Source organism: Methylocaldum sp. RMAD-M, from assembly GCF_017832375.1.
Taxonomy (GTDB): Bacteria; Pseudomonadota; Gammaproteobacteria; order Methylococcales; family Methylococcaceae; genus Methylocaldum.
Map to the genome: position 1 here is coordinate 83,476 of NZ_JAFIBZ010000014.1, position 23,639 is coordinate 107,114.

General features: G+C 58.0%; 23 protein-coding genes. 9 read left to right on the forward strand and 14 right to left on the reverse strand.

Annotated features, from left to right (window positions below; genetic code table 11):
• The first annotated feature begins 43 nt into the window (after window positions 1–43).
• Together JOD69_RS14540 and JOD69_RS14545 are read left to right on the forward strand one after the other, a co-directional pair.
• Window positions 44–1,456 carry a M20/M25/M40 family metallo-hydrolase gene (locus JOD69_RS14540; protein WP_210024012.1) on the forward strand — a complete coding sequence of 471 codons (1,413 nt, stop codon included), beginning with the start codon at window positions 44–46 and terminating at the stop codon, window positions 1,454–1,456.
• A gap of 652 nt (window positions 1,457–2,108) precedes the next feature.
• A complete protein-coding gene (locus JOD69_RS14545) occupies window positions 2,109–2,411 on the forward strand; it encodes a hypothetical protein (protein ID WP_077729436.1) in 303 nt (100 codons plus the stop codon).
• A 199-nt stretch (window positions 2,412–2,610) separates the two neighbouring features.
• Here JOD69_RS14545 and JOD69_RS14550 read toward each other — a convergent pair whose 3' ends face one another.
• The 4 genes from JOD69_RS14550 to JOD69_RS14565 form a co-directional block, all read right to left on the reverse strand.
• Window positions 2,611–3,771 (reverse strand): papain-like cysteine protease family protein, encoded by a 1,161-nt coding sequence (locus JOD69_RS14550; protein WP_210024013.1) that lies wholly within the window; start codon window positions 3,769–3,771, stop codon window positions 2,611–2,613.
• A gap of 232 nt (window positions 3,772–4,003) precedes the next feature.
• Entirely contained in the window at window positions 4,004–5,353 is a 1,350-nt protein-coding gene (locus tag JOD69_RS14555) for a hypothetical protein (protein WP_210024014.1), read from the reverse strand.
• 370 nt (window positions 5,354–5,723) lie between these two features.
• Window positions 5,724–6,494 (reverse strand): helix-turn-helix domain-containing protein, encoded by a 771-nt coding sequence (locus JOD69_RS14560; RefSeq protein WP_210024015.1) that lies wholly within the window; start codon window positions 6,492–6,494, stop codon window positions 5,724–5,726.
• An 822-nt stretch (window positions 6,495–7,316) separates the two neighbouring features.
• Window positions 7,317–8,192, reverse strand: a complete 876-nt coding sequence (locus tag JOD69_RS14565) for a radical SAM protein (RefSeq protein ID WP_245245609.1) — start codon at window positions 8,190–8,192, stop codon at window positions 7,317–7,319.
• Window positions 8,193–8,373: 181 nt separating this feature from the next.
• Between JOD69_RS14565 and JOD69_RS14570 the strand changes: the two genes are divergently transcribed.
• A complete protein-coding gene (locus JOD69_RS14570; RefSeq protein WP_210024016.1) occupies window positions 8,374–9,054 on the forward strand; it encodes a hypothetical protein in 681 nt (226 codons plus the stop codon).
• 442 nt (window positions 9,055–9,496) lie between these two features.
• Here the strand turns inward: JOD69_RS14570 and JOD69_RS14575 are convergent, their stop codons facing one another.
• Both JOD69_RS14575 and JOD69_RS14580 read right to left on the reverse strand, forming a co-directional pair.
• Window positions 9,497–10,225 (reverse strand): MBL fold metallo-hydrolase, encoded by a 729-nt coding sequence (locus tag JOD69_RS14575; RefSeq protein WP_133717444.1) that lies wholly within the window; start codon window positions 10,223–10,225, stop codon window positions 9,497–9,499.
• 258 nt (window positions 10,226–10,483) lie between these two features.
• Window positions 10,484–10,807: a hypothetical protein gene (locus tag JOD69_RS14580; RefSeq protein ID WP_139841085.1), complete on the reverse strand. Its 324-nt coding sequence runs from the start codon at window positions 10,805–10,807 to the stop codon at window positions 10,484–10,486.
• A gap of 333 nt (window positions 10,808–11,140) precedes the next feature.
• On the opposite strand from JOD69_RS14580, the gene JOD69_RS14585 reads away from it, so the two are divergent.
• Window positions 11,141–11,740: a helix-turn-helix domain-containing protein gene (locus tag JOD69_RS14585; protein ID WP_240506976.1), complete on the forward strand. Its 600-nt coding sequence runs from the start codon at window positions 11,141–11,143 to the stop codon at window positions 11,738–11,740.
• 106 nt (window positions 11,741–11,846) lie between these two features.
• On the opposite strand, the gene JOD69_RS14590 is transcribed toward JOD69_RS14585, so the two are convergent.
• Window positions 11,847–12,011 carry a hypothetical protein gene (locus JOD69_RS14590; RefSeq protein WP_210024017.1) on the reverse strand — a complete coding sequence of 55 codons (165 nt, stop codon included), beginning with the start codon at window positions 12,009–12,011 and terminating at the stop codon, window positions 11,847–11,849.
• Window positions 12,012–12,109: 98 nt separating this feature from the next.
• On the opposite strand from JOD69_RS14590, the gene amoC reads away from it, so the two are divergent.
• A complete protein-coding gene (amoC, locus tag JOD69_RS14595; RefSeq protein ID WP_086134307.1) occupies window positions 12,110–12,925 on the forward strand; it encodes a bacterial ammonia monooxygenase, subunit AmoC in 816 nt (271 codons plus the stop codon).
• A 123-nt stretch (window positions 12,926–13,048) separates the two neighbouring features.
• Here amoC and JOD69_RS14600 read toward each other — a convergent pair whose 3' ends face one another.
• Both JOD69_RS14600 and JOD69_RS14605 read right to left on the reverse strand, forming a co-directional pair.
• Window positions 13,049–13,561 (reverse strand): HXXEE domain-containing protein, encoded by a 513-nt coding sequence (locus JOD69_RS14600; RefSeq protein WP_086134308.1) that lies wholly within the window; start codon window positions 13,559–13,561, stop codon window positions 13,049–13,051.
• A 139-nt stretch (window positions 13,562–13,700) separates the two neighbouring features.
• Window positions 13,701–14,786, reverse strand: a complete 1,086-nt coding sequence (locus tag JOD69_RS14605) for a hypothetical protein (protein ID WP_210024018.1) — start codon at window positions 14,784–14,786, stop codon at window positions 13,701–13,703.
• Between the two features lie 117 nt (window positions 14,787–14,903).
• Here JOD69_RS14605 and JOD69_RS14610 point away from each other — a divergent pair, with 117 nt between their 5' ends.
• Window positions 14,904–15,071: a hypothetical protein gene (locus JOD69_RS14610; RefSeq protein ID WP_168183828.1), complete on the forward strand. Its 168-nt coding sequence runs from the start codon at window positions 14,904–14,906 to the stop codon at window positions 15,069–15,071.
• A gap of 196 nt (window positions 15,072–15,267) precedes the next feature.
• Here JOD69_RS14610 and JOD69_RS14615 read toward each other — a convergent pair whose 3' ends face one another.
• The 3 genes from JOD69_RS14615 to JOD69_RS14625 all read right to left on the reverse strand — a co-directional run bounded on the left by JOD69_RS14615 (window position 15,268) and on the right by JOD69_RS14625 (window position 18,114).
• Complete coding sequence (locus JOD69_RS14615) at window positions 15,268–15,732, reverse strand: pyrimidine dimer DNA glycosylase/endonuclease V (RefSeq protein ID WP_086134310.1); 465 nt, start codon at window positions 15,730–15,732, stop codon at window positions 15,268–15,270.
• Between the two features lie 281 nt (window positions 15,733–16,013).
• Entirely contained in the window at window positions 16,014–17,495 is a 1,482-nt protein-coding gene (locus tag JOD69_RS14620) for a PQQ-binding-like beta-propeller repeat protein (protein WP_086134311.1), read from the reverse strand.
• 193 nt (window positions 17,496–17,688) lie between these two features.
• Window positions 17,689–18,114 (reverse strand): hypothetical protein, encoded by a 426-nt coding sequence (locus JOD69_RS14625; protein ID WP_205780704.1) that lies wholly within the window; start codon window positions 18,112–18,114, stop codon window positions 17,689–17,691.
• Window positions 18,115–18,676: 562 nt separating this feature from the next.
• Between JOD69_RS14625 and JOD69_RS14630 the strand changes: the two genes are divergently transcribed.
• From JOD69_RS14630 to JOD69_RS14640, 3 genes are read left to right on the forward strand one after another with little or no spacing between them, the layout of a single operon-like run.
• Complete coding sequence (locus JOD69_RS14630) at window positions 18,677–19,297, forward strand: CDP-alcohol phosphatidyltransferase family protein (protein WP_086134312.1); 621 nt, start codon at window positions 18,677–18,679, stop codon at window positions 19,295–19,297.
• Complete coding sequence (locus JOD69_RS14635; protein ID WP_086134313.1) at window positions 19,294–20,235, forward strand: phosphatidate cytidylyltransferase; 942 nt, start codon at window positions 19,294–19,296, stop codon at window positions 20,233–20,235. Before JOD69_RS14630 ends, JOD69_RS14635 begins: the two co-directional genes overlap by 4 nt.
• Window positions 20,236–20,237: 2 nt before the next feature.
• Entirely contained in the window at window positions 20,238–20,915 is a 678-nt protein-coding gene (locus tag JOD69_RS14640; RefSeq protein ID WP_086134314.1) for a lysophospholipid acyltransferase family protein, read from the forward strand.
• A 447-nt stretch (window positions 20,916–21,362) separates the two neighbouring features.
• On the opposite strand, the gene JOD69_RS14645 is transcribed toward JOD69_RS14640, so the two are convergent.
• Window positions 21,363–22,193, reverse strand: coding sequence for a hypothetical protein (locus JOD69_RS14645; RefSeq protein ID WP_086134315.1), 831 nt, complete (start codon window positions 22,191–22,193; stop codon window positions 21,363–21,365).
• Window positions 22,187–23,287: a hypothetical protein gene (locus JOD69_RS14650; RefSeq protein WP_086134316.1), complete on the reverse strand. Its 1,101-nt coding sequence runs from the start codon at window positions 23,285–23,287 to the stop codon at window positions 22,187–22,189. Before JOD69_RS14650 ends, JOD69_RS14645 begins: the two co-directional genes overlap by 7 nt.
• Window positions 23,288–23,639 lie beyond the last annotated feature (352 nt).

Consider the following 23,639-nt stretch of genomic DNA (forward strand, 5'->3'; position numbering starts at 1 on the left):
TGACAGACTTTTTCGATTGACGACCCTGCGAGAAGACATACCGATGACCATTCACCCTGACGCACTGCGGCAATCCATCGATGAATTTTGGGACCGAGAGATCCTGCCGACGCTCATCGATTACATCAAGATCCCCAATCTGTCGGTTGCGTTCGATCCTGACTGGCAGGCGAACGGCCACATGGAACGGGTGCGCCGGCTGGCGGTGGACTGGCTGAACGCGCATCCTGTTCCGGGCTGGACCCTGCACGATCTCAGCATTCCCGGCCGGACGCCGCTGCTGCTCCTGGAGATTCCGGGCAATCTGGACAAAACCGTGCTGATCTACGGCCATCTGGACAAGCAGCCGGAAATGGAAGGCTGGCACGACGGTTTCGGGCCGTGGACGCCGGTACTCAAGGACGACAAGCTCTACGGGCGGGGCGGCGCGGACGACGGTTATGCGCTGTTTGCCGCGGTTGCCGCCTTGAAAGCGCTGGAAGGGCGAAAGCGCCCTCGCATCGCGATTCTGATCGAGTTCTCGGAAGAAAGCGGATCGCCCGATTTGCCGCCTTATCTCGAGCGTTATGCCCATCTGATCGGCAAGCCGGAGCTGGTGATCGCGCTCGATTCCGGGGCCGGCGACTACGAGCGGCTTTGGTCGACCACCTCGCTGCGCGGCCTGGTGAGCTGTATCGTCGACGTGAAGGTGCTGACGGAATCCGCCCATTCGGGCATCGCCAGCGGCATCGTCCCTTCGTCCATGCGGATCATGCGCCAGTTGCTGGACCGCCTGGAAGACGCGGCGACCGGCGACATTCGCCTGCCGGAACTCAAGGCGGAGATTCCGGTTCAACGGCGGGAACAGGCGAAAGCGGCGGCGGCGATACTGGGCGGCGGCCTGCTCGAAAGTTTCAGCGCGGTGCCGACGCTCCGTCCGGTGAGCGACGATCCGGCCGAACTGCTGCTCAACAGTACCTGGCGTCCGACGCTTTCGGTAGTCGGGCAGGGCGGCATGCCGCCGCTGCAATCGGCCGGCAACGTGCTGCGCGCGCACACCGCTTTCAAGCTGTCCTTCCGCCTGCCGCCGACGGTGGACAGCTTGAAGGCCCAGGACGTCATCCGGCGCGTGCTGACCGCCGAGCCGCCTTACGGCGCCGAGATTTCCGTCGAATTCGAGCAGGCCGGAACCGGCTGGGACGCCCCGGCCCTGGCGCCATGGCTGGAGCGGGCCACGAGCGAGGCCTCGCAAACCTTCTACGGCCACGATGCGGCTTATCTGGGGCTGGGCGGCAGCATTCCCTTCATGGGCATGCTCGGCGAGCAATTCCCGGACGCGCAATTCCTGATCACCGGCGTTCTGGGCCCCAAGAGCAACGCCCACGGGCCGAACGAGTTTTTGCATATTCCGTACGCGAAGAAGCTGACGGCGTGTGTGGCATATATTCTGGCGAGATACTCGGAGTTGGCGGGTTGAATATCCAGCCGCCCAAATGTGTAGTCTGGCTTGAGCAACGAAACCCGGCAATTTCGCGGGGTTGCCGGGATTCCCTCTTCATTCCGGGGTGCTTTTGGGACACGTGGGAGTCGTAGGTCGGCAATCCCTTGCCGATGAAGCCGTCGGGAAAGGATTCCCGACCTACTTGGTGGCCCGGTTTTGTAGGTCGGCAATCCCTTGCCGACAGACCCGCTGGGGGCCCTCCAATAAGCAGAAGAATGCTCTCGCCGTCCCCGGAGCGGGGCCGACCGGCCGAGATCTTCAGCCGATAACCGACTCCGGATTCCGTCAGAAGCGACTTCGAATCGGTGGGTTACGCTTCGCTAACCCACCCTACGATTGGAGCCGTTTCCATTCGGACGTAAGGATCGATTGCAAATGGCCTAGTGTGGGAGCGGGCTTTAGCCTGCGATAAATCGCTCGATCGCGGGCTAAAGCCCGCTCCCACAGCTACCTCCGTCGGAAACCAACTCTTACGCGCGAATCGAACTCCGACAGTTTGATTGATGCGTCAGCCGCCATCAGTAGAGCGCAGTCGGCCGGCCGACACCGGCAGCCGATAACCGACTCCGGATTCCGTCAGAAGATGTTCTGGCTTGGCGAGATCGACCTTTAGCTGACCGGTCGCGAATTGTCCGGCCCCGATGCCGCCGCAGTCGAGGCCATCGCCCGGCAGGCCGTGAAAGACGGCACCGTACCGCTGCACCCGGAACCCGGCAGCTATCCCGTCCGCGATCCCCTCCGGAACCGCCGGGAATTCGCCGTCCTCCTCGGTTATTGGTGGCAACCGCCTCCGGAGCTGGAGCGGTATTACCCGACCCTCGAAGAGGACGGCGCCGCCTCGGCGATCGCCGACGACGGCACCGAAATATGGATTTACTCTTCGCCGAAACGGCTCGGCGTTGGAGAAGGGCTACTGCTCCGGACCGGATAGTGAAGAGCAGGGCGCCGGCGATCATTCGCTCCTTGCCGAGTTGATGCGGCAAAGCCACGAGCCCACGGGAAAACGGCCCGATAATCGAAGGCTGGGGTCGCCGACCGATCAATTGGGCCGGATTCCGCGAAGGCCCCGGCTTGGTTACGGAGATAGCGATGTACCGAATGCGATTTCCGCGATCGTTTACCGCATGCGATCAGGCGCCCATCGTCTCGTCCATTTGCGCCAATGGACGTGCCGCCTCCCGCAGGGCATCGAACGCGTCGTCCAGAGGCACCGCCTTGTAAGAGGCCAATCGGCCGACGGCGCGCAAGGGCACGAGCACGTCCTTGGTTTCATCTTCACAATTAATCCATAGCGCCTCGAAATTGAGAGCAGGCACACGGAACATTCTCAGTTCACATTCCTCGCCGATCTGTTTAACCGTTGCCAGCGCTTCCGCCATGCCACGCGCGAAGGGTTCCAGATGGTTCTTCGATGCGGACATCTGCAGCAGGCGTGGTTGTTCCTCTTCGCTGACATCGAAGAAAGCCTGTGGCGTGTCGCCGGATATTTCATAGACACGAATACCGATCGCGTGGGGTGCCGGAGCTCGATCGGCGACCAATGAATCCAAGCCGACCGAATAGATGCGATGTGCCATTCCAAGGGAGGCACGTCCTTCCTGCAAGGCATCGCGCATGTCCCCGGTGAACGTCATATCTTGCTTCAAGCTCAACAGCGGTCGAGCTTCCCATATCCGGCGAAGAATTGGTTCTTTGGGAATCAATAATTTAATCGGCATCTTGAAGTAACTCTTGGTGAAGTAGGTGTGCGTCCAAGTTCCGCTGCCTTGGTAGTTACTGGCGAACTCCGAGACGGCAAGATGGCTATTGCCGTAGATCGGGTCATCAATATCGAAGTATTCGACACCGCCAACAAGGCTATAGCCGCAGATCACCATGAAGTGGCCACCACCCCCGTTCCAGCCAACCCGCGCGCCGACGGGTCGTCCGGCATCGATTTCATCGCGTATCTGCTGAAAGCTGGCCTGTCCCATCATACTGACAAAATTATCGGTACGCGTCAGCGCCCGATCGAGATACCACGGAACGTTACACGCCGGTGGGACCGTGCTGTTGCAGCAATCGCTTCGTCCCAACTCGCTGCTCGCGACGCGGCACTGCGTCCATGTGCTCGTGAGCCAATAAAAGTGAGACACGCTTGTTGCCGTCGCGGCCCAACACCAGTTGGATTCGGTCTGCGCCTGCATCTCAAAGGCCAATTGCTTTGATGCGAAGAGCTTTCCCAGAATGCTCACCTCCCGTAACAGAGAGCTGTACGGGCGACTTGTAGCCAGTGTGAAGGATGCATTCATACCTCATTTCCTCCTAATCAATGGTGGGCAAGGTCCCCAGCTGAGGCACGTGCCATGATGGCCCGGGCCAAAGCCGGGGATGCTTAACGCTAACTCGGACGTTCGCCGAGTCCGCCGGGCAGGGCTACCCAGCTAGGGGCTCTATCTCTTGCGAAACAAGCTTTCCCGGTCGGTCGGCGGTTAAAAGAAGCACATTGCTCCGATACGAGAGCGGATTCACGAAACCTGCCGGTTACGATGCGCTTCGGGCGTGTCTGTTCAATACCCGCTCTATCGTTCGGGGAGGCTTGATGGCCACACCGGGATATTCCGTCAAGTCAACGCCGAACACGTTCACGCTCGGGTCGGAGGAAAATTCCAGGGATGTAGCCGGTTCGTCCGATACCGTGTTATCCAGGATCGCATCGAGATTGTTATTGGCGTCTTGATACGACACTGCTTGTGCCTTGTCCAGAAACGCCACGAACTGCTTGTAGTCATCGGAGGTCGTGTCCAATATCGATGCCTTCAAGCCGGTGACGTAGTACTCGTACTTGAAGTCGAAGGTCAATTTTTCCACCGTTGCACAGCTGGACGTGAAGGCATGCTGGGATGAGTCGACCGAGATGTAGTAGTACTTGATCTTGGGGAAGTAGACGGTGGTCTGGTCCGAAGCATCTACGGGAACCGCTTCGTGACATTGACCGAGCAAGGCGGTCGCATAATGCCTGGACTTGTCGTCCCAACTCGCCCGCAGGGATTGTCCGACTCCTTGCACAAACTTCACGACATCGCTCACGATGCTCTCGGGAGCCGCGGCCGCGTCGAATAGAAGCTTGATCAGCGAGGTGCTGAACTCGGTGATGACCTGAGTTACAGAATAGGTCTCCGTTGTGACCCTGTAATTCGTGAGTCCGCCGGCCTGAGTCAGCAGAAATTGCATATAGTGGGTCACGGCGGCGTCCCACTGCGTTTTCGGCACGCTGTCTCCCGGCAGAACCTTGCCGGGGTTCTTCTGTAGATAGCCGAAAACCTTGATTCGCAGGGTCGCGAAGAAGTTGGAAACTTTGTCGCAGACCTCCCGTCCGGTTTTGTATTCCGGGTTGCTGGTAACGAAAGAGCTGGACATGTTTACGAACGAGATCAACCCATCGGAGTCCTGGAAGGCCGATTGGTCCGTGGCGAGGACTGCGTCTAAAGCCGCGTGGGGGCCGGCGGCGATGATTTGATCCAGTTCAGCCAAGGACATGGTCGATACGGCACTCAGCTTCAACGCGCCGCCATGGGTGCTTTCACCTGCTTCCACGACCTCTACCCACGTTTCTTCCACCTGGAATAGCAGCCTGTCACTTTTACCTTTTCCGTGCGTTCCACTCGGGTATATTTCTACATAATTGTTCTTGCCCGCCAATTTTCTGGCGTCTATTCCTTTCTTCCTCAAAAGAGAAAGCCACTGCGACATGTAATCGGGTTGTCTCTTGGTATCAAGGCAAAGCTGCGCAATTTCGCGCAACACCTCCTTTGCCTTCCCTTCGTCTTGAAGAGACCTGTCAATCTGTTTTTCGATCTTCGCCACATCCGTCCGATTCTCATAGGTACACATATCAACCTCCGAAATGTTGCGGCGCTTGGTCCATAAATTAAGCTCCCTCGAAGCGCCCTTTAGCGGCGGAGCCTAATGCGTTAGCCTGGAGGTGCTGAACTTCCGCCGGAGAGGAAATGTCCAGCGCATCTTCAGAACGCGCTGACAAACTAACTCGGCCGCAACGAGATATCGGTACGCTGGCGTACCCAATGCAAAAAAAATCGGAATCGAACGGATGATTTTGACGCTGCAAGCATGCTGTTAGTCCTGTCTGCACGGTTAAACAGGACTGGCGTACCCGCGCTACCGCAGCAACCGGCCGTTCCCCTTCCGCGGTGCCCGGGCCACGCCCCTAATGGGCGCCGATTGTTCCGGCGTTCCCGACTCCTTAATGACGGATGGCGTTTCCAACCCGTCGCGATTTTGCTTCCTGGTTGACGGCCCAATAGCATTCACAAACGGCCGCTTCCAAGCCCGACCGGTCCAAAACCGTGATTCGGCCCCGGTAGCAAACAATCAGTCCCATTTCCTGCAAATGGCCCGCAGCGACGGTGACGGTCGCCCGGCGGCCGCCCAGCATGTTGGCAATGCCGTCCTGCGTCACGGCTATCTCGTTAGACGAGAGTCGGTCGAGGCGCAGGAGCAACCAGCGGCATAGGCGTTGCTCCATGGAATGGAAACGATTGCACACGGCGGCTTGTGCAACCTGAGCAAGAAAGGCTTGGCTATAGCGCAACAGCACGCGCTGGAGTAGGTCGCCGCGGCAATATTCGGCATGCAGCGAGGCAAGCTTGATTCGGAATGCGTCCCCGGCGAGTGTGCAAACTTCCTGGCCTGGCGCCGTCCCCCCCAGGAAGGTGTTTAAACCCACGACGCCATCGTTGCCTATGACGCCGATTTCTACGGTCGAACCGCTGGCCAGGGTATAAATAATTGAGACAAGAGCGGTTGTTGGAAAATACAGATAGGCTTGCGTGCAAAGCGGGGTTTTCGGCGAAATTCGGGTAATCTCCAGATGGGGCGTCAGACGCTCGATCTCCCCAGGGGATAGTTGGGTAAGTAAACGATTACCGGCGACACAGGAAGACTTACGAACCTGTGAAGCTACACCCGCTCTCAATTTTGAAAGCTCCTTGGCATAAGTGGACATGTCCCTCATGTAAAGTAGCCTCGATCCGTGGCTCGGTCGGTACGCTGGAGTACCGTAAGTGTCCATTGCAGAACGGGGAGTCTCAACAACGTGATATCGGCGGCGAAGCCGCGAGACAGCTAAGCCTTATCGTCGCGTCTAATTCCACATCGCGCCCGTCGACACAATAAGCTCGTCCTCATCTTCAGGTGCGACGGAGTATGGCGAGACCGCCAAGGGGGTGAGCCGTTTCGCCACGAGCTCACGCCGCGTCCGGGAAGGTGCGGGGCATCGAAGCACCGGAAGGTCTCTCGTGCTGGATGTGCTTGATGCCGGAGCCGGTGGGCGTCAGTCTTGGAGAGTGTTGCGACCTGATCAGGCCCTGTCCCCGTCCGGGCCATTTGCGCAATCGTTTTGGGCTTCCGACGCCGCCTTGGTGAACTCGGGCTCGATTTCCGACATCCTCGGCGGGGATTCCTAAGTTGAAAAGGAGGTCAGGAAGATGGATGAGACAGGGATCGTTACCCTTTTTCCTTTCGGCGGTCGCGGCGGATTTACATAGGAACTGCACGATTTCGCGCTGAGGGGAATAAATTTCTTTGCGGTGTTCAAGATTCTACGGCCCGTGGCGATCGGCCGGGTCAATCGGGAGTTTGCGAAGTGCCCCGAATCCTACCGTCCGTGCTTTCTCACCGCGAAGTTGCGCTGGTTTCCAAACTCCCGTTTGGGAACCCAGTTCGAGAAGCTCCTGCTTCGCGATTCGCATGCGGTTTTGAGAAGCTTGAGTTTCACGGATAAGACTCCGAAGCGGGAGCTTGGGAGCCAGCGGAAAGAGTGTTCTTTCGGGTCGAATCATCGGTTCACGCGGACGGCCATGTCGAGCGCTCGAATCGCCTCCGCGATTCGATCCAGAAATGCCTCCGGCAAAGCCGAGAGCCGTGGCGCCTGCTCCTGCATCGAGGGCCGCGCGAGGCCGTAGAGCAGGATGCCCCGGATCGGCACGCTACGCCGTTTGAGCTCGGCCAAGAAATCCAGATACGCGTCCAGTTCCGCTTCGGAAGGTGGCTCGCCGTCGAATGCGAATAGGCAGGTTTGAATCCAGGTGGGACAAAGCCGTGCGCTGATCTCCAGATTGCGGAGCACGGTCTCCGGGGCGAGGTTGACCTGGTTGATCCGAAGCATGCCCTCGGCCGTTGCGCTGTCGACTTTGAACCAGACTTCGCCCCCGAATTCGCCCCAGCGTTTCAGCCCTTTCTGCACGACGGGTCTGTGCATCAGGCTGCCGTTGCTGATCAGCACGAGCTTGATCTTGCCGAGCAGGCCGAACTCGCCGCAAACCGCGCCGATCCACTCGACGATCCGGTCGAAGGTCTTGCAGCTGGTCGGTTCGCCGTTTCCCGAGATGGCGATGTCCTTGATGGCTCGCTGTTCGTTCGGTATCTGAAACCGTTCATAGAAATCGCTCAGCAAGACATCGTTCAAGAGTCCGAGCAGCTCTTCTCGCAGACAGTCTTCATCGATGCCGGGGGCGCCGCCGCGGGCGAGATTCGGCACCTGACAGTAGACGCAACGCCAGTTGCAGGCATTGTTGGGATTGAGATTGATGCCTATGGATAACCCGCCGGAGCGCCGGGAAATGACCGGGTAAACATAGGTGAGGCCGGCGCTGTCGCGGCTGTGGTTCGTAACGGTGAGTTGACGCATGAATTGACGGGAGGGTTTGCTCATTAGTCAGGCGTGATGTTTACAAGTTTCTTGAAATACTACCTTCCCCGCAATCGATTTTGCCCGAGCCCAAGGCCTCAGTACACCGTTTTGCCGCTGTAGCCCAGTTCCGGCTCGGTGTTGAACTCAGACTCGATTTTCGACATCCTTGACGGGTTCATTAGTTGACAGGGAAGTGCAACATATGGATACAACAGGGACTGTTTCCGTTTTTCCGTTCGGCGGACGCTGCGGGTTTACCCAGGAACTGCACGATCTCGCGGTGAAAGGGATAAACTGCTTTACAGTATTCAAGATTCTACGAGCGGTGACGATAGGGCGGGTCAATCTGGAATTTACGCAATGTCCCGAGCCCTACCGTCCGAGCTTCCTTACCGCGAAGAGGCTTCGCGAGTTCGCCCTTAACCCCGAAAACGGGATGTCGGAGAGCTTCATAGAGGAGGCGTTGGCAAAAGGCGACGAGTGCTACGGCATCTGTGACGGCAATCAGCTCGCCTCTTACGGCTGGTATTCGTTTCGCCCGACGCGCATCGATCCTCCGGATCTGCTGCTGCGCTTCAACCGCGACTACGTCTATATGTACAAGGGATTCACGCATGCTCGCTATCGCGGGCAGCGGCTCCACGCGATCGGGATGACGCTGGCTCTGCAACACTATCTCGGTAAGGGATACAGGGGACTGATCTCCTACGTCGAGTCGAACAATTTCGACTCGCTCACGTCGGTCTCGCGGATGGGATATGAGGAGTTCGGCTCGATCTATCTGATGAGGGTTTTTGGCCGCTACCTCACGCATGTGAGCCGCGGCTGCGAAAGCTTTGGCTTCGCCCTCGAGGAACTGTCGGCGGAATCCGCCGGATTGTAGCGGCATCCGGCCCAACCCATTCTCTCCCGGGGAGCCGATCTACAGCGCAGGCCATAGAGGTCAAAAGGAATCAGACACGACCATTTTGCTTCCTCGGGCTGCCCATCCTTTTCGGAACGTAGCATGAAATATCCTATTCGATCCCCTACTGGATTCTTTTCATGATTCTCACTGCATGCCGAGTTTCCGAAATGCAAGCGGCAGGTCCAGAAGTGACCGAATGTGTACGGTGGCGCCTTGCAGTTGCTCCAACGTATGCGAGGTAAGAACCGCAATTACCCGCATGCCGGCTTTCAAACCGGACGCTACTCCGGCCGGGGCATCCTCGAGTACGATACAGCCCTTTGGCGGGACAGGCTCGGAACCGGCGGACGCTTCATGTTCTCAACGGCCGAGGGATTAGGTCGGTCATTGGGGTATCCCCAAGGCCACGCAGCCTGTACTAAGCCGATAGTGCATCGGCCAGAGCACGCAGCAGTTTCGCGCCGTCGCCGGACCAGGCGCTGCCGTGCATGCACGCCAGGGTGGTCGGCTCGGTGGCGGCCAGCCGCTCGAGGAGCGCATGGGTATCCCGCCCGTGCGAGAAGTAATCCATTTTCTGTCGGAATGCCTCGCTGGGTCCCAGGATGTCTGTTTCCGTGACCGGGGGTAGATTCGCGCCGCCCTGCGTGAACAGATCGCCGCAGAGCAAGGTGCGGGTTCGTTCTTCCATCAGGAAGCCGCATTCCCAGGCATGGGGCAGATGGGGCGTATCGAGCCAGCGCACGCGATGTTTGCCCAAGGTCAGCGTCTCTCCGTCTGCGAGCGCCCGAGGAGCCCGATCGGCCAGATCTTGGATGGAGACCATCGCCGCAACCGCACCGCACACAGGCACGGATCGAGGGGATACGGCAAGCCATTCATTGAGTGATCCACACTCGTCAGCCTCCACGTGCGAAAAAGCGATGTATCGAAGCCGTTCGACCGGCAGTATGCTCGCCACGGCTTCACGCACCAAAGGAAACATCTTTCGAGGCCCGGTGTGGAACAGCAAAGGCTCATCGTCGACGATGAGATATTGGTTGAATGTGAAGCCGCCTGCGCCTTCGATCACAACTGGCGTATTGATGCGGTAAATCCCTTCGGAAACTTCATGGACGTTGGTCCCCGATTGGCTATTCGTAACAGTCATGGCATTCTCCTTGATCCTCAATTATGCGGTTCATGATGGGAAAATAGGTCCTCGTTATCCAGAGCTGGCGATAACGGGTTGATTCAAAAATGAGAAAAACGGTTCCTAAGCCCAGAGTCCCGATTGATCGCCCTTCTTAGACGCTTTTCTCAGTGGGCTTTCCCATCCCATGATGCTTTTGTTTTCATGAAATCCTAACGACGAGTAGAAGCGCGAATGGATATTATCTCTATGGGTAGCCTGGTATATTCTTTATACTCAACTTTCTCTTAGCATTTCCTCAAGCGTCATCGTAAGAGCTGTGCCGACTTTTTCCCTTTGAATGGCTTTGCTGATACATATTTCTTTTAGGCAATATGGCATAGCGCCATTCCATCGCTGAACTTCTTCAAAAAGAAAGCCACATGTATCGTCGATACTTATTTTCTTGATAGCGACTGCTTTAGGAAGAGCTAGAAAGTCACTCGGCTTTTCAAAGGTATTGTTCGGCGTCCATTCTTCATTCCAGGGAAACTCATGAAAACTAGCGACATATAGCTCAGAACAACGGACTAAATCACCATCATCAATGTTCGAAAACATTATTTCCATCGTTTTGTTCAAGCTATTGCTTCAGTAGCGAAAAAGGGGGCGGACGCCTAAAATACCAGTATATGACCCTATTTTATTCCGTTTTGATAACAGACCAAGTCGAACCTGCCGACGGACAATGGTAGCGCCTCGATAAAATTGACGGAAAATTTTGCAAACTTTAGCCTATTCTGAAATTCTTGCAGATAGTCCTCCATGAGTAGTTTCCAGCAACTTTTCTCCTCAAAACGCCGACCCCAAGTTAGTTGTGAGTCCTGCAGTCTCGGCAGACTCTGCATTCCGCAGGGCCTTAGCGAGCAAGAAGTGGAGTTGGTCAGCAGGATCGTGACAATCAATCGCACGCTCGGCAAAGGCGACTATCTCTATCACAGTGGGGAGTGGTTCCACCGCTTTCTGGCGCTGAAGTCCGGCACGGTCAAACTGGTTACCCTGGACGGCGCAGGCAACGAGTATGTCGTCGATTTCGTGATGCCAGGCGAACTGCTGGGCTTCGACGGACTCAGCGGAGAGCGTTATACCTGTTCCGCGATTGCTTTGGAAACGGTCAGCTACTGCGAGCTGCCGCCTCATCAGCTGGAACGGTTGGGACGGGAAATCCCCAAGCTTTCGCAGATATTGTTGCAGCTTTCCGGAAGTCAATTCCAACTGGGCATCCAGCGGGTCGTCCTCAGCCGCCGCCAGGCCGACGAACGTTTGGCGGCATTTCTGGCGCATCTTTCCGAACGTCATCGAAAGCGAGGATTCTCGCCAACGGAGTTTCGTCTCAGCATGACCCGGCAGGAAATCGGAAATTATCTCGGTCTGGCACCGGAAACCGTAAGCCGCCTAATGAGTCAATTCGAGGCGAGCGGGCTGATCCTGGTACAAGGCAAGATGGTCCGCATACTCGACATGGACGGCTTGCTGCGATTCTGCTCACAATGATTCCTAATTCCAAATTGCTTTCAATAAGGAATTAATTTTTGTAGGGTGGGTTAGGCCGCGAGGCCGTAACCCACCGAGCGGCCTCGAATCGGTGGGTTACGCTTCGCTAACCCACCCTACAATTAATGTTCACTCGAATGCCGAATGGAATAACCCCTCGGCAGACATTCCCGCTTTCCCCCGAAAAACTGATCTGGATCAGTTTAGAGCCGCTCAGCGGCTGACCTGAAACAAAATACCCGCCATCCCCTTTCTTTATGATCTTCGCCACGGTCAGACCTCTTCAAGGTCGCGCCGTTGCAATGATCAAGAGCTGTTCGCAGCTCGTTCGACAAGAACCAAAACATATTGATTTTAGGGGAGCACACGATGGCTACTAGCGATTTCGATATACAGCAAGAGGCAAAAGCGACTCCTGCCGTCGGCGCACGGGAGAGCGATGCGCCGCTGCTCAACAAGCGCAATCTTTTCGGCGGCGTTGCACTTTACATCGCCTTCTACGTCTGGGTGCGCTGGTATGAAGGCGTGTACGGTTGGGCGGCCGGTCTGGACTCGTTTTCACCGGAATTCGAGACGTACTGGATGAACTTTCTATACACCCAGATTGTGATCGAGGTCATTGTGGCGTCTCTTCTGTGGGGGTATATCTGGAAAACTCGCGACCGCAATCTCGCCGCCGTGACGCCACGCGAGAACCTCCGCAGGAATATGACCCATCTGGTTTGGTTGTGCCTCTACGCCACGGCAGTGTACTTCGGCGGAAGTTACTTCACCGAGCAAGATGCAACCTGGCATCAGACCGTGGTGAGGGATACCGACTTTACGCCCAGCCACATCATCGAATTCTATCTGTCCTATCCGATTTACATCATCACCGGATTCGCCTCGTTTCTCTACGCAAAAACCCGTTTGCCGTACTTCAGTGTGGGCATCTCTCTTCCCTACATTGTCTTCACCGTCGGCCCGTTCATGATTCTTCCGAACGTCGGTTTGAATGAATGGGGCCACACCTTCTGGTTCATGGAAGAATTGTTCGTAGCACCGCTGCATTACGGCTTCGTCGTATTCGGCTGGTTCGCACTGGCCATCTTCGGCGTGCTCTTGCAAATCATGGATTGCGCCAAACAGCTGATGGGTAGGGAAGTGTGCGATGCGATCGACGCCGGTGTGTTGAAACTTAGGTAAGATATCCTCCAAGCTCGCACTTTAGCGCATGAGCAAGGCGGTTTTGCAGAGGGGGTGCAAAACCGCCTTTTTTATTCCTTCTTACGTCATAACGCCTCTGGTATTTCTTTGGCTTCGTGCGGGTTATGGCAACGGTATTCCAATCCGCAGAAATGCCGGTCTGGCTTTTCGGCCAATGAAGAACAGTACCGGTATGCTCGCCAAAATGACTGCAACACTCGCTGGACCAAACCACGCGAATTTGTCGGTGCTGATAGATCCATCCTGCACTCCAACATACAGCAGCATGCTGCACACCGGCAGATTGAATAACAAAGCTGTTGCCGTGCCTGGCATGCATTGGCGCAACGCAATGGTTGCCAAGACATGCGGAAAGAAGACATTCAGCAGCATTGCCAACGCGTAGCCGGCTATAGCGTAGGCTGCCATGGCTTGCGGGCCTTGTATCGAGGAGAGATATGCGACTCCATAGGCAAGAAGCGCAAGGACTGCCGCAGCGAATCTGAACTCAAACGCACTCACTGGAGCGCGCCACCGACCGCCGCGCATAGACCACTTCGGTAAAAGCAGCGCTTCTTCGGCATTGTGCAGAGTGACGGCAACTGCAAACAGCCAACCAAGCGTTGAGTAGGTCATGGAAAGCTAATGCCCCGGTTCACCACCGCAGCCACCGGAGGGGACGCCTGCGAATCGCGTAGAGTTGCTTCTTGCTTTCATGCATTAGCACTCGATCCTCAAGCAGGGCAAGGTGTCCGGGACCAATCCCAAGCAGCCGCTAATCGTTCATCAGTTCAAATGACCCCAAGGGCAAAGCGCATCCGTTCAACAGAACATCGACCCGGTGCGTCCCGGTGTAATGTTTGCGCGTCGTCATTTCGGCCAAGGAAATAGTCTTCCCCAGTTGTACGGTTTCCTGAGGCGCGAGCTCGATAGTTTTTAATTTGAAAACCTTTGGACTGGTTTTTCCGTTAGCCTTCACAAAATGGACGCGGAAATCCACCAACACACGCTGCCGTTGCGAATCGGTGTTTGTGATTTCAAAGGCGATCGCCACCGAGTTCCCAATCATGGGGCGTTCAGGAGTGATGCTCGCTTTGTTTACCGATACCTTTGCATTTTTGCCGAAACCCAGAACCTCAAGAACTCCCGGTTCGGCACGCTTCACGGCTGAACGTAGCGCATGATGGATGAGCCAGCGTCTTTCATCCGTCGCATCCGTCATCCACCGGTGTGCGGTTTCGACAAGTATTAACGGATGGTCTTTACCGATATCGTTCAGATTATTTGCCACGGAACGGCGCACATAAAGTTCCGGGTCGTCCTTTAGCAATTCAAGCAGTGCCAACACTGGTCGGGGGTCTTTCTGGAAAGACCGCAGCCGGGGCGCCCACGGCAAGCGGGGACGCGTTCCCTCGGATACGAGGCGACGAACATGGGGATTTTGGTCTTTCGCCCAAATCGTAAGGCGAGCAAGCGTTGCTTCCGGATACCGCTCCAAGAATGGCCGAATGCTGAACTCGGCAGAAAATCGTTGCGTCAGCTCGTATTGGGCGTGCATCGAAACCTCGAAGTGGTCGAGCCCGTATCCCGCAACAAAGCAAACGTGCGGAAGATACAGGAAGGGCGCCATTCCGAAGTTTTCGGTCTTTTCGAGTTTCGGACCGAGCGAGTTAATCAGTATCTCGACGGCCTCCGAATAGTCGTCAGGCAAATGGCGGCGAAGCGCCTGTGCGATCTTCAATCCACGACGCATCAGATCGAGAGATTCGTATCCGTCAAGAGCGTCTCTGACGAAGGCGTCAGCAGAGAATCGATGAAATTTCGCAGATATCATCCCGGCAATTTTGCCGGGCACATCCACTCCGAATTGATTCTTGAGCGGTTCAGCCAAGCGAAGACTCCTTGTATAAGAAACTGTTCGAATTCACCGGGTCGTTGTGAGTCGCGCGAAACGCCGCTTTGCGACGAGACCGGCGGGATGACGGCTTGGACGGCAAGCTCATCGGTGATTCACCGCCAGTTTTACGCCGAACTCGACGAGCCGCACGCCGGCAAGCCGAGTCGCGGGTTCGGGATAAACTGGGTCAGGCTATTTTTGTTTGACCCCGCCTGGTTCCGTTTCAGTGAGCATAGCCACTTCGCCTAAAGAAATCTGTACCAAATTACAAACGTCTGATTCTTTCAGCGAAAAACCGCATTCCATCAATTACGCGATGGCGTCGACAGTCGGGCATTCCGTCGTTTCATGCGGCGCAATATCCGGGTACGCCACGTCCTACGCAAGCCGACCCTTGTTGTGACCTGTAAAGTGGTGAGGCGGGACGATGGTCCGAGGGCGGACCTCAAGAGCCGGCTGCACCCGGTTGTCGGGCGTCGCCGTGCCCTTTCTCCCATTCGGCGATGCCGCCAGGCACAGTGTAAAAAAGCGGGTGCGGTTCCGGAATGCGGACGCGGGCGATCCTAGCCAGCCATCCCGGATCGCGTGCTTCCAACTTACTCAGTAGATGCAGCCACTCGAATTCCAGTTGTCCGCGGCTTACCGCGATACGGCCGTCTGCCTGCGAGCGACTGATCTTTGTCGCCGTAAACCGGTAGCCGCGGCTTGCCGCCTCCGCATAGACCCCCCTTAGGTACTCGGCAATGAATCCGACCGGGTCCGGCTGGGTGCGAAAACGATGAAGTTGCGGGTGATGAACGTAGCCCTTCGTCTTTCCTTCGAGTACGGCCTGGGCAAGCAGGGCCTCCCGCCACAATGTGACCAAACCGCACGGGTCGAGATATTTCGGATGCAGACTCCAGAGCCTCATAGCCGCTACTTTTTAACTGTTGTTCAACCAAAAACCGACACCGAGAACGACGCAAGAGTTCGCAGCTTCGAGGTGTATAAGTTGATGGCTAGTTGAGGCGTTTGTTGTTTGAACTTCGGCCGCTTCCGTTTCACAAAACGAATCACTTGGCACTATCCGAAGCCAATACGAAAGCCCGACCCGTTCACAGGCTGACCCGCCCGGCACGGTGAGTTTCCGGGGATATTGGTAGTGCGTCCATTACTTTTATGCTTGGCGCCGCGCTCAGCAACGGCGGGCCGTTAGGGCTTCGCTGATGCCGGCGTGATCGGGGGACGTACCGTGCCCGGGCACAGGCTTCCGGGAGGACAACGCGACGGCGGCGCCGGAAAGCCATAGAGCGTGTCGCCCGCGAGCGCATAGACCCTTCCGTCGGCGGAGATCGCCGGCGACGAGAGGCCGCCGCCTTCCCAGAGGAACTCCTCGACCACTTGCAGGCTTGCCGCGTCGATGGTGTACAGCTTATCCACGCCCGAGACGAAAATATGAGTGCGCGATGCCGCCGCGGGCGCGATCGATTCCGACGCGAGCGGGATGTGCGGATCAACGACGCCCACGTTCGGATAGGTGCTCACCAAGGTGACCCCGCCGGCCCGGTCCACCATGACGATCTTGCCGTCTCCGGTGATCGTCGGCGTCGTGCCGGTGTGGGGTACGACGACTTCCGTCCAATTGACCGGATGCGGCCCGGCGAATAGAACCCAGCCTTGCGAATCCGAATTGCCGCGCACGACCGAATGCCCGTCGCCGAGCATGACGGGCGAGGACATGCTGATTCCCCTTTCATCGTTGGTGATGTGCTTGCGGAAGTTCTCTTGAAAGCCGGCCTCTGGCGAGAAGGTGTAGCCGACGATGTTCTGATAATTGTCGGCAACGACCACGAACGGCTCGTTACCGATCGATGTGAACAGGGCCACGCTCGGCATTGGCGGATTGACTTCGGGCGGCAATTCGTTGGGCTCCGGTATCGGTACCGTTTCCTCGAGAAAACAAGGAGGAAGAAAGAAGAATATCCCACACAAAGTCTCGCCGACGCTCGCGCCGCCCGTTATGTCGCCGTAATCCACGGTGGTGACCGGCTGGTTGAACAGAACGCCGCCGCCGGTGGAAAACGCCACGATGCTGATCACGTGGCCGTTGTAGCTACGGTGAAGGACCGGCACGAGGATGACTTCGGTCGCACCGGAGCGCCAGATATTGGGCGCCGCGCTCGTCACACCCGTTCCGAATTGAGCCGGCGTGAGGGTGCCTTCCGGAAAGGGGGCCGCCCAAAGCATGGCGGCGGTGGAAGTGAATCGATACAGGGTCAACTCGTTACGGGTGACTACCTGGCCGCCGCGATGATCGCGCACGGTCCTCGCGCCGATCACATAGATCGACCCATCGGCGCCGATGACCGGCGAGGCCACGATTTCATGGCCTGGCGTGTCGCGCGTCCATTTCAACGTACCGTCCGGTGCGAACGCTTTCAGCAGACCGGCCCGATTGCCGAGATAAACCGTACCATCCGCGGCGATGACGGGGCCGGCGCCTATTGCAAACGAGCCGAGATCGGCGACGCGCACCAGGTCGTTTGCAGCGGGTGCCGTATCCACATTGATGAATCCCCTGTTGGCGGCATCGCCGTGCGCATGGTCCCAGGTTGCCGTCGCGCCCGACACTGCCGAGAGCAAGAACGCGGCAAGGATGATGTTTCGAACCGAACAGAGTTGCCTGTGCAGCATGGCTTATTTCCGCTCGTCCAGATTCTCTAAAGGGTCAATGGACGGATCAGACGTTTACCGTTCATTTCGGCGGCTTCCGTTTCACTCGGCATCGTCGTTTCGCGCGAAGAGATCCTAGGCCTATAGCAAAAGTCTGCCCCCCAAAAAGAAGGACCGCGATGGCCAAACCTACGGGCCCCTTTGCTTCCGCAAATCAATAAGCCCACCAGTATCCCGGTCCCCACAGTTCCCAATTCATGGCGGCATCCTCGTTCATTTCGGCGGCCATTCTTTGGTCTTCGGCGATTCTCTGTTGCGTTGCCAATCGCTGGTAGCGCTGGTAAGCCTCCTCCGGCCCCCAGTAAACGCACCGGCACGTCGTGGCATCGGCGTAGACGTAATACACCGTGCCGTCCTTCTCGTGCGGCACCAGCTTGTGCTGGGTCAGGCTCTTAACATGGGCGAGCTTGTCCGGGGTGTCGGCGGGTTTTACCTTGAACCCTGCCGCGGCCAGCAATTGCTCGGTGTCCCTCGCCCGGTCGGCCTCCATCGTTGCACAAGACGAACAGAGCCCACCCAGCATCGCAAAGGCCAAAACCCCGGAGAAAATGCGCGGGTTGAAAATACGCTGCGTGTCCATGTTTGAATCACTCCTTTGATCGAAACCTGTCAGCCGTTCCTTGTGTGACACCTCTCCACCGGGAATATATCCACAGATATCTACAAATAAGCCCGACCGTTTCCCGCCGTACCCATTTGCCCATTCGGCAATACTGCCGGGTGCCGGGTAACACAAAGCGGGTATGGCTCCGGGGCGCGGGCGCCGATGATCCCAGTCATCTCGGATCGCGCGTTTTCAACCGACTGATGAGATGCCGCCATTCGAATTCCAATTGTCCGCGGCTTACCGCAATATGGCCGTTTGCTTGCGAAAGCGCTGAAGTTGTGGGTGATCAATAGCCATGTCTTTCCTTCAAGTATGACCTAGGCACAGACCCTCTGGTCGTAAAACAATTAGGCCGTATGGGTCGTGATATTTCGCAATAGGTGGGACATTCGTTTTACTGGCAAACTATGCCGGGTTTCCTAGGCGTTGATTTGAGGTGCATCGAACAGCTTGAGAACCGTCTTGCGCGAGGCGGACCAGCTATGCCCAGAAAAATGAACTCCGAAGCTTCAAAAAAAAGAATAAGGACAACATCATGCCCAGCATTTACCAACTCAAACCCCTGTTCCAGCAAAGCCTGAGCGGCATCGTTCGAAAACTGGCGGCTATCGGTGTTACGGCCAATCAGATCACGGTATTGGCGGCGGCGCTTTCCGTCGCTCTGGGCGCGGCGCTGGCGTGGTTTCCGCAGAGCGCGTCATTGTGGCTGAGCTTGCCGGTCTTTTTGTTCGTGCGCATGGCGCTCAATGCCATCGACGGCATGCTGGCGCGGCAGTACGACCAGCAAAGCGCGCTGGGCGGGCTGCTCAACGAAGCGGGAGATTTGGTCTCCGATGCCGCGCTGTATCTGGCGTTCGCGATTTTGCCAGGCGTCCATGCCTGGCTGGCGGTGGCCGTGGTCTTGCTGGCCTGGCTGACCGAGTTCGTCGGCGTGTGCGCCGTGACGGTCGGCGCCTTGCGCCGCTATGACGGTCCCATGGGCAAGAGCGACCGGGCGTTCGTGTTCGGCGCTTGCGGGTTGGTCATCGGGTTGGGGTGGCCTGCCGGATCCTGGCTCAATGTCGTGCTGACGGTCGTCGCCTTGTTGTCGCTGGTTACGGTGTTGAACCGCGCTCGCGCGCTCCTAAAAGAGGTTCAGTGGGAGGCGCAGTCATGAATTTGACGCACCTGCCCGATGTGTTGCTGTATGCGCTGGCCAGCATTTTTATACTGCTCGCCATCGCTTCGATAATCACTTTCCTGCTCCCGAAGCGGTATCCGAACAAGGACTACACCGAGCTGCGGCTGCGTGTACGCACCTGGTGGCTGATCGTCGCCGTGTTCTGCCTGGTGGTGGTGTCCAGTCCGTCGACGGCGGTGGTGGTGCTGGGGCTGGTGAGCTTTCTCGCCTTCAAGGAATACCTTTCGCTGATCCCGACGCGCCGTGCCGATTATCGCGTTCTGTTCTGGGCCTATCTCGCCATCCCGGTTCAGTACTACTGGGTGCACATGGCTTGGTACGGCATGTTCATCATCTTCATTCCGGTATACATGTTCCTGTTCCTGCCGTTGCGCATGGTGCTGGCCGGCGATACACAGGGGTTTCTGCGATCGGCCGGCATCATCAGCTGGGGTTTGATGACCACCGTGTTCTGTCTCTCGCACATGGCTTATCCGCTGGTGTTGCCGCAGCCGGTGGGCGCGCATTACAGCGGCGCGACGCTGCTGCTGTTTCTGGTGGTGCTGACGCAACTCAACGATGTCGCGCAGTATCTCTGGGGAAAGAGCCTGGGCAGGCGCAGGATCGTCCCGAACGTCAGTCCCAACAAGACCTGGGCGGGTTTCCTCGGAGGCGTTGCGACCACGACGCTGCTGGCCTGGCTGATCGCACCCTGGCTGACGCCGCTGACGGAGATTGAGTCGTTGTTGGCGGGGCTTTTGATCGGGATTTGCGGTTTCGTCGGCGACGTGGTCATCTCGGCGCTGAAGCGCGATATCGGCGTCAAGGACAGCGGCAGTTTGCTGCCCGGTCACGGCGGCATCCTCGATCGGTTGGACAGCCTCACCTACACCGCTCCGTTATTCTTCCATTTCATCCGTTATCTGCACTACTGATCATGCAGCGCCTGCTCCGCCTGTTATTCGTCCTCTTGGTGGCGCGTCCCGTCACCCTGTTCGTGCTCGGCCTCAATATCCGCAATCGGGAACGGCTGCCGGTGCGCGGGCCGGCGATCGTTGCCGCCAATCACAACAGCCACCTGGATACCCTGGTTTTGCTGTCGCTGTTTCCGTTGCGCGATATTCATAGGGTACGTCCCGCCGCAGCGGCCGACTACTTTCTCAGCAAATCCTGGCTCGCATGGTTTTCGCGCAATTTCATCGGCATCGTGCCGGTCACGCGGGGCGGCGGGAACCGCCATCACGATCCCTTGAGCGAATGCCACGAGATACTGGCCCAGGACGGTGTACTCATCATCTTCCCCGAAGGCACCCGGGGCGAGCCGGAAACCATGCAAAAACTGAAGTCCGGCATCGCCCATCTCGCCATGCACTGCCCGCAAGCGACGGTCGTTCCCGTGTTCACGCACGGACTGGGGCGAGCCATGCCCAAGGGCGAGTGCCTGCTGGTGCCGTTTTTCTGCGATATGTTCGTGGGCGAACCGATGCGCTGGACCGGCGACCGGCGCAGCTTCATGGAACTATTGGAGTCGCGCTTCAAGTCCTTGCAATCCCAACTGAATCCGGTAAATCACCTGTACGAAGGCGCCACCAATGCCCCCGAGTCGGGGCAATGAGGGCCGCTTTACAGCCACGGCGGAGAATTCCGGCATTTTTGACAGGCTGAGTCCCCATCGCCGGTTTTCGGTCATGCAGCCGTGCCGGCGCTTAGAGCGTTTTCTTCTCGTTCGTACGACAAAACAGGCTCGGCGGAAGTGGTTGGCGCCTTCGGCTGGGGTGAATTGATTCAAGCCTTCGTAGGTCGGCAATCCTTTCCCAATCGCAAACGGTCGCTTTAGTCGCGACCCTTCCGACGAAGGCGCTCGGCCGGGACGTGGCGTCGGGAAGGGGGGGCTCCGGCGCTCCCGGAGACACCGTTTGCGATTGGAATGGATTCCCGACCGACTCGCGAGTGCCCGTATAGCCGACGTAGCCCGGATGAAGCTTGCGGAATCCGGGATGATCGGCGCTTCTACCTCCCCGGATTTCGCTGCATTTCATCCAGGCTGCTCGCTGTATGGGACTCATTCCCGCACGACATGCCATCCCGATTCGCTGGGCCGGAATTTCAGTTGACCGTGCTTGAGCGGAATCACGGCGCTGCCGCTCTCGACCAGCGGCAAATCGGTGGGCAGTTGTTCGAGGTCGGGCGAGAACCATTTCCAGCCGCTCCCGCGCGGCAGCTCGGTGCCGAACTCCAGCGGGTTCTGCAGCCAGACCAGGTCGGGCAAGCGCTGCTGCTCCGGCAGGCTCATATACCACCGTATCCAGCGGCTGTCGCGCGAATATCCCTGCTGCACGTATTCCTCCTGCCATGCGGGCAGTTCCGGCGCGGATTGCATGACGATGACCGTCGGTTCGATCGAGACGATGAAGAAGCGATATGGCGCCACGCGCTGGGAATAGGTCACGATGGTGTTGCCGTAATCGTCCTGGTGGTGCACGTCGCCAGGCTGCCGCTGGTCGTAGACGCTATAGGTTTCGAAGGTGCCCGCTGCGAGCCAGGCATTCATCGCGCGGTGTTTCTCTAGGAAGGCAAAGGCCTTGTTTGCCGTGTCGAGCGGGTACTCCTTGCGCCACGAGTTGGAGCCCCACGCGGGGACGCGGGTGATCCCGTTGTTCCAGTCCCAGGATTTGAGCGAATAGTAGCGTGCCTTGCGGCCGGGCGCCGCCCATGGCAGGTCTGAGTTCGTGGCGATTTCCTTGGCGAAAAAACTATTGAGCACGGCAACCTCGATCCAGGGCAGGGCGGCCAGGAAAACCCCGAGCGCGAGCAGTGCGCCGAGTACCAAAAGTATGATCGTGACGATTTTCATGGGCGCTGCGCCCGCATCCGGCGTGTCATAAGTCAGCAATCGTAGCCCCCTTCCTGTTTCACGGTCACTCCGGGAAAGCCGGCGAGCATTTGCGCGGCGTCGCGGATGGCGCGCGAGCCGTGTCGCCCGTAAACGGACCAGACTCCGAGCTGCAGCATCGCATAGCCGGGCCCTTTGGCCGGCTGCAGGTCGACCCAGGTGGCCTGCACCGGTTGCCCGAGCTCGAACATCACGCTGTCCCGCAAAGTCGAGGCGCACCAGATGCCGTTCGACTCGCTGCTCCAGAGTGCGAAGCTGTGCGGGTTGAGCTTGGCGGCGATATTGGCAGGGGTATCCAGAAGTGTGGGTTGGTACAGGCTGATACGCGCCTGGCGTGCGGCCAGCGCCTGAGGTGTGGCGTCTCCCGTCAGCCAGTACGCGTTCTGCGGCCAATCCAGCACGAAGGTCCGCAACTGCGACGGCCGTTCGGCCATGGCCGTCAGCCGGGCGACGCGAGCACGCCATTCCTCGATATAGGGTTGCGCGGCCAACTGCTCGTTCCAGCTCAACCACAAGGTGCCGGCGGATTGGCCGCCGTCGACTTTACGCAACCCGCCGTAGATCGAGAGACCGACGCTGGTCTCGGGACGTACCCAGCGGGCATAGAACGGCACGCAGTCGGCCGGATCGGCATAGGACGGGATTTCGGAACGGCTCACCTGGTCCGGTGGTCCCAAGCGTTCGGACAGGGGCGCGGCCCAGATTTCGGGCTCGGGCGTTCCGGTCCCTGCGGGCGCCAGCTCGAAATCGACGCTCGTCACCGGGCGATCCGTCGCGGGTGCCTCCAGGTGGACGTTCACCGCCGCAAAGCCGTAAGCGCTCGCGCAGAGCAGCCTGACTTCTTCCGCCCTGTGGCAACCGTGCCCCGGCTGAATGCCGAGCTGCCGGCACGCTTCCTCGAGCGTCGCGCCCCAGGGAACGAACTGATCGCCGATCCCAAAGCCCTTCTGCAGATTCAGCATGTGGATTCCCCCTCCCGTAACGAAAACGATGCGGCGAGTATAGTCAACGGGGCGGGTGTCGGCGTAGCGTGCGCCCCGGCCGTAGTGCGGAATAGGGTATTCCCGCATTCCGCCGATGGAGCCGCTTCCCATGCGGCGGAATACGCGGGTGCGCTGGCATTCTACATGAGCTGAATTTTGAGTGAGGGGATTTCTATGTCCTTGAGGAAGCTCTGAACAAGTGGATTCCGTTCATGTCCCTTCGACAGGCTCAGGACAGGCCTGTCGAAGGGCTTAATCAGAGCTTCCTTAACATGGTAGTCCAGCCGACATTTGGAGCGCGGCGCAAAACGGTCGGCTGGAATGACAAACTAGGCCCCGTGCTCCCGATGTGCCACCGTATCCGATTGGTAAGCCGCTCAACGGCGCCCCTCGCATTTGACCTCTTCCTTGAACTCCTCACGGCTGGCTTCAAGCTTAACCTTTCGGGGGCACCAGCATTGCT

Excerpts from the sequence above, each read along its gene's own strand:
- JOD69_RS14540 (WP_210024012.1), top strand. The coding sequence starts at position 44 with ATGACCATTCACCCTGACGCACTGCGGCAATCCATCGATGAATTTTGG.
- JOD69_RS14550 (WP_210024013.1), bottom strand. The coding sequence starts at position 3,771 with ATGAATGCATCCTTCACACTGGCTACAAGTCGCCCGTACAGCTCTCTG.
- JOD69_RS14555 (WP_210024014.1), bottom strand. The coding sequence starts at position 5,353 with ATGTGTACCTATGAGAATCGGACGGATGTGGCGAAGATCGAAAAACAG.
- JOD69_RS14560 (WP_210024015.1), bottom strand. The coding sequence starts at position 6,494 with ATGAGGGACATGTCCACTTATGCCAAGGAGCTTTCAAAATTGAGAGCG.
- JOD69_RS14565 (WP_245245609.1), bottom strand. The coding sequence starts at position 8,192 with ATGAGCAAACCCTCCCGTCAATTCATGCGTCAACTCACCGTTACGAAC.
- JOD69_RS14570 (WP_210024016.1), top strand. The coding sequence starts at position 8,374 with ATGGATACAACAGGGACTGTTTCCGTTTTTCCGTTCGGCGGACGCTGC.
- JOD69_RS14575 (WP_133717444.1), bottom strand. The coding sequence starts at position 10,225 with ATGACTGTTACGAATAGCCAATCGGGGACCAACGTCCATGAAGTTTCC.
- JOD69_RS14580 (WP_139841085.1), bottom strand. The coding sequence starts at position 10,807 with ATGTTTTCGAACATTGATGATGGTGATTTAGTCCGTTGTTCTGAGCTA.
- amoC (WP_086134307.1), top strand. The coding sequence starts at position 12,110 with ATGGCTACTAGCGATTTCGATATACAGCAAGAGGCAAAAGCGACTCCT.
- JOD69_RS14600 (WP_086134308.1), bottom strand. The coding sequence starts at position 13,561 with ATGACCTACTCAACGCTTGGTTGGCTGTTTGCAGTTGCCGTCACTCTG.
- JOD69_RS14610 (WP_168183828.1), top strand. The coding sequence starts at position 14,904 with ATGACGGCTTGGACGGCAAGCTCATCGGTGATTCACCGCCAGTTTTAC.
- JOD69_RS14615 (WP_086134310.1), bottom strand. The coding sequence starts at position 15,732 with ATGAGGCTCTGGAGTCTGCATCCGAAATATCTCGACCCGTGCGGTTTG.
- JOD69_RS14620 (WP_086134311.1), bottom strand. The coding sequence starts at position 17,495 with ATGCTGCACAGGCAACTCTGTTCGGTTCGAAACATCATCCTTGCCGCG.
- JOD69_RS14625 (WP_205780704.1), bottom strand. The coding sequence starts at position 18,114 with ATGGACACGCAGCGTATTTTCAACCCGCGCATTTTCTCCGGGGTTTTG.
- JOD69_RS14630 (WP_086134312.1), top strand. The coding sequence starts at position 18,677 with ATGCCCAGCATTTACCAACTCAAACCCCTGTTCCAGCAAAGCCTGAGC.
- JOD69_RS14635 (WP_086134313.1), top strand. The coding sequence starts at position 19,294 with ATGAATTTGACGCACCTGCCCGATGTGTTGCTGTATGCGCTGGCCAGC.
- JOD69_RS14640 (WP_086134314.1), top strand. The coding sequence starts at position 20,238 with ATGCAGCGCCTGCTCCGCCTGTTATTCGTCCTCTTGGTGGCGCGTCCC.
- JOD69_RS14650 (WP_086134316.1), bottom strand. The coding sequence starts at position 23,287 with ATGGGAAGCGGCTCCATCGGCGGAATGCGGGAATACCCTATTCCGCAC.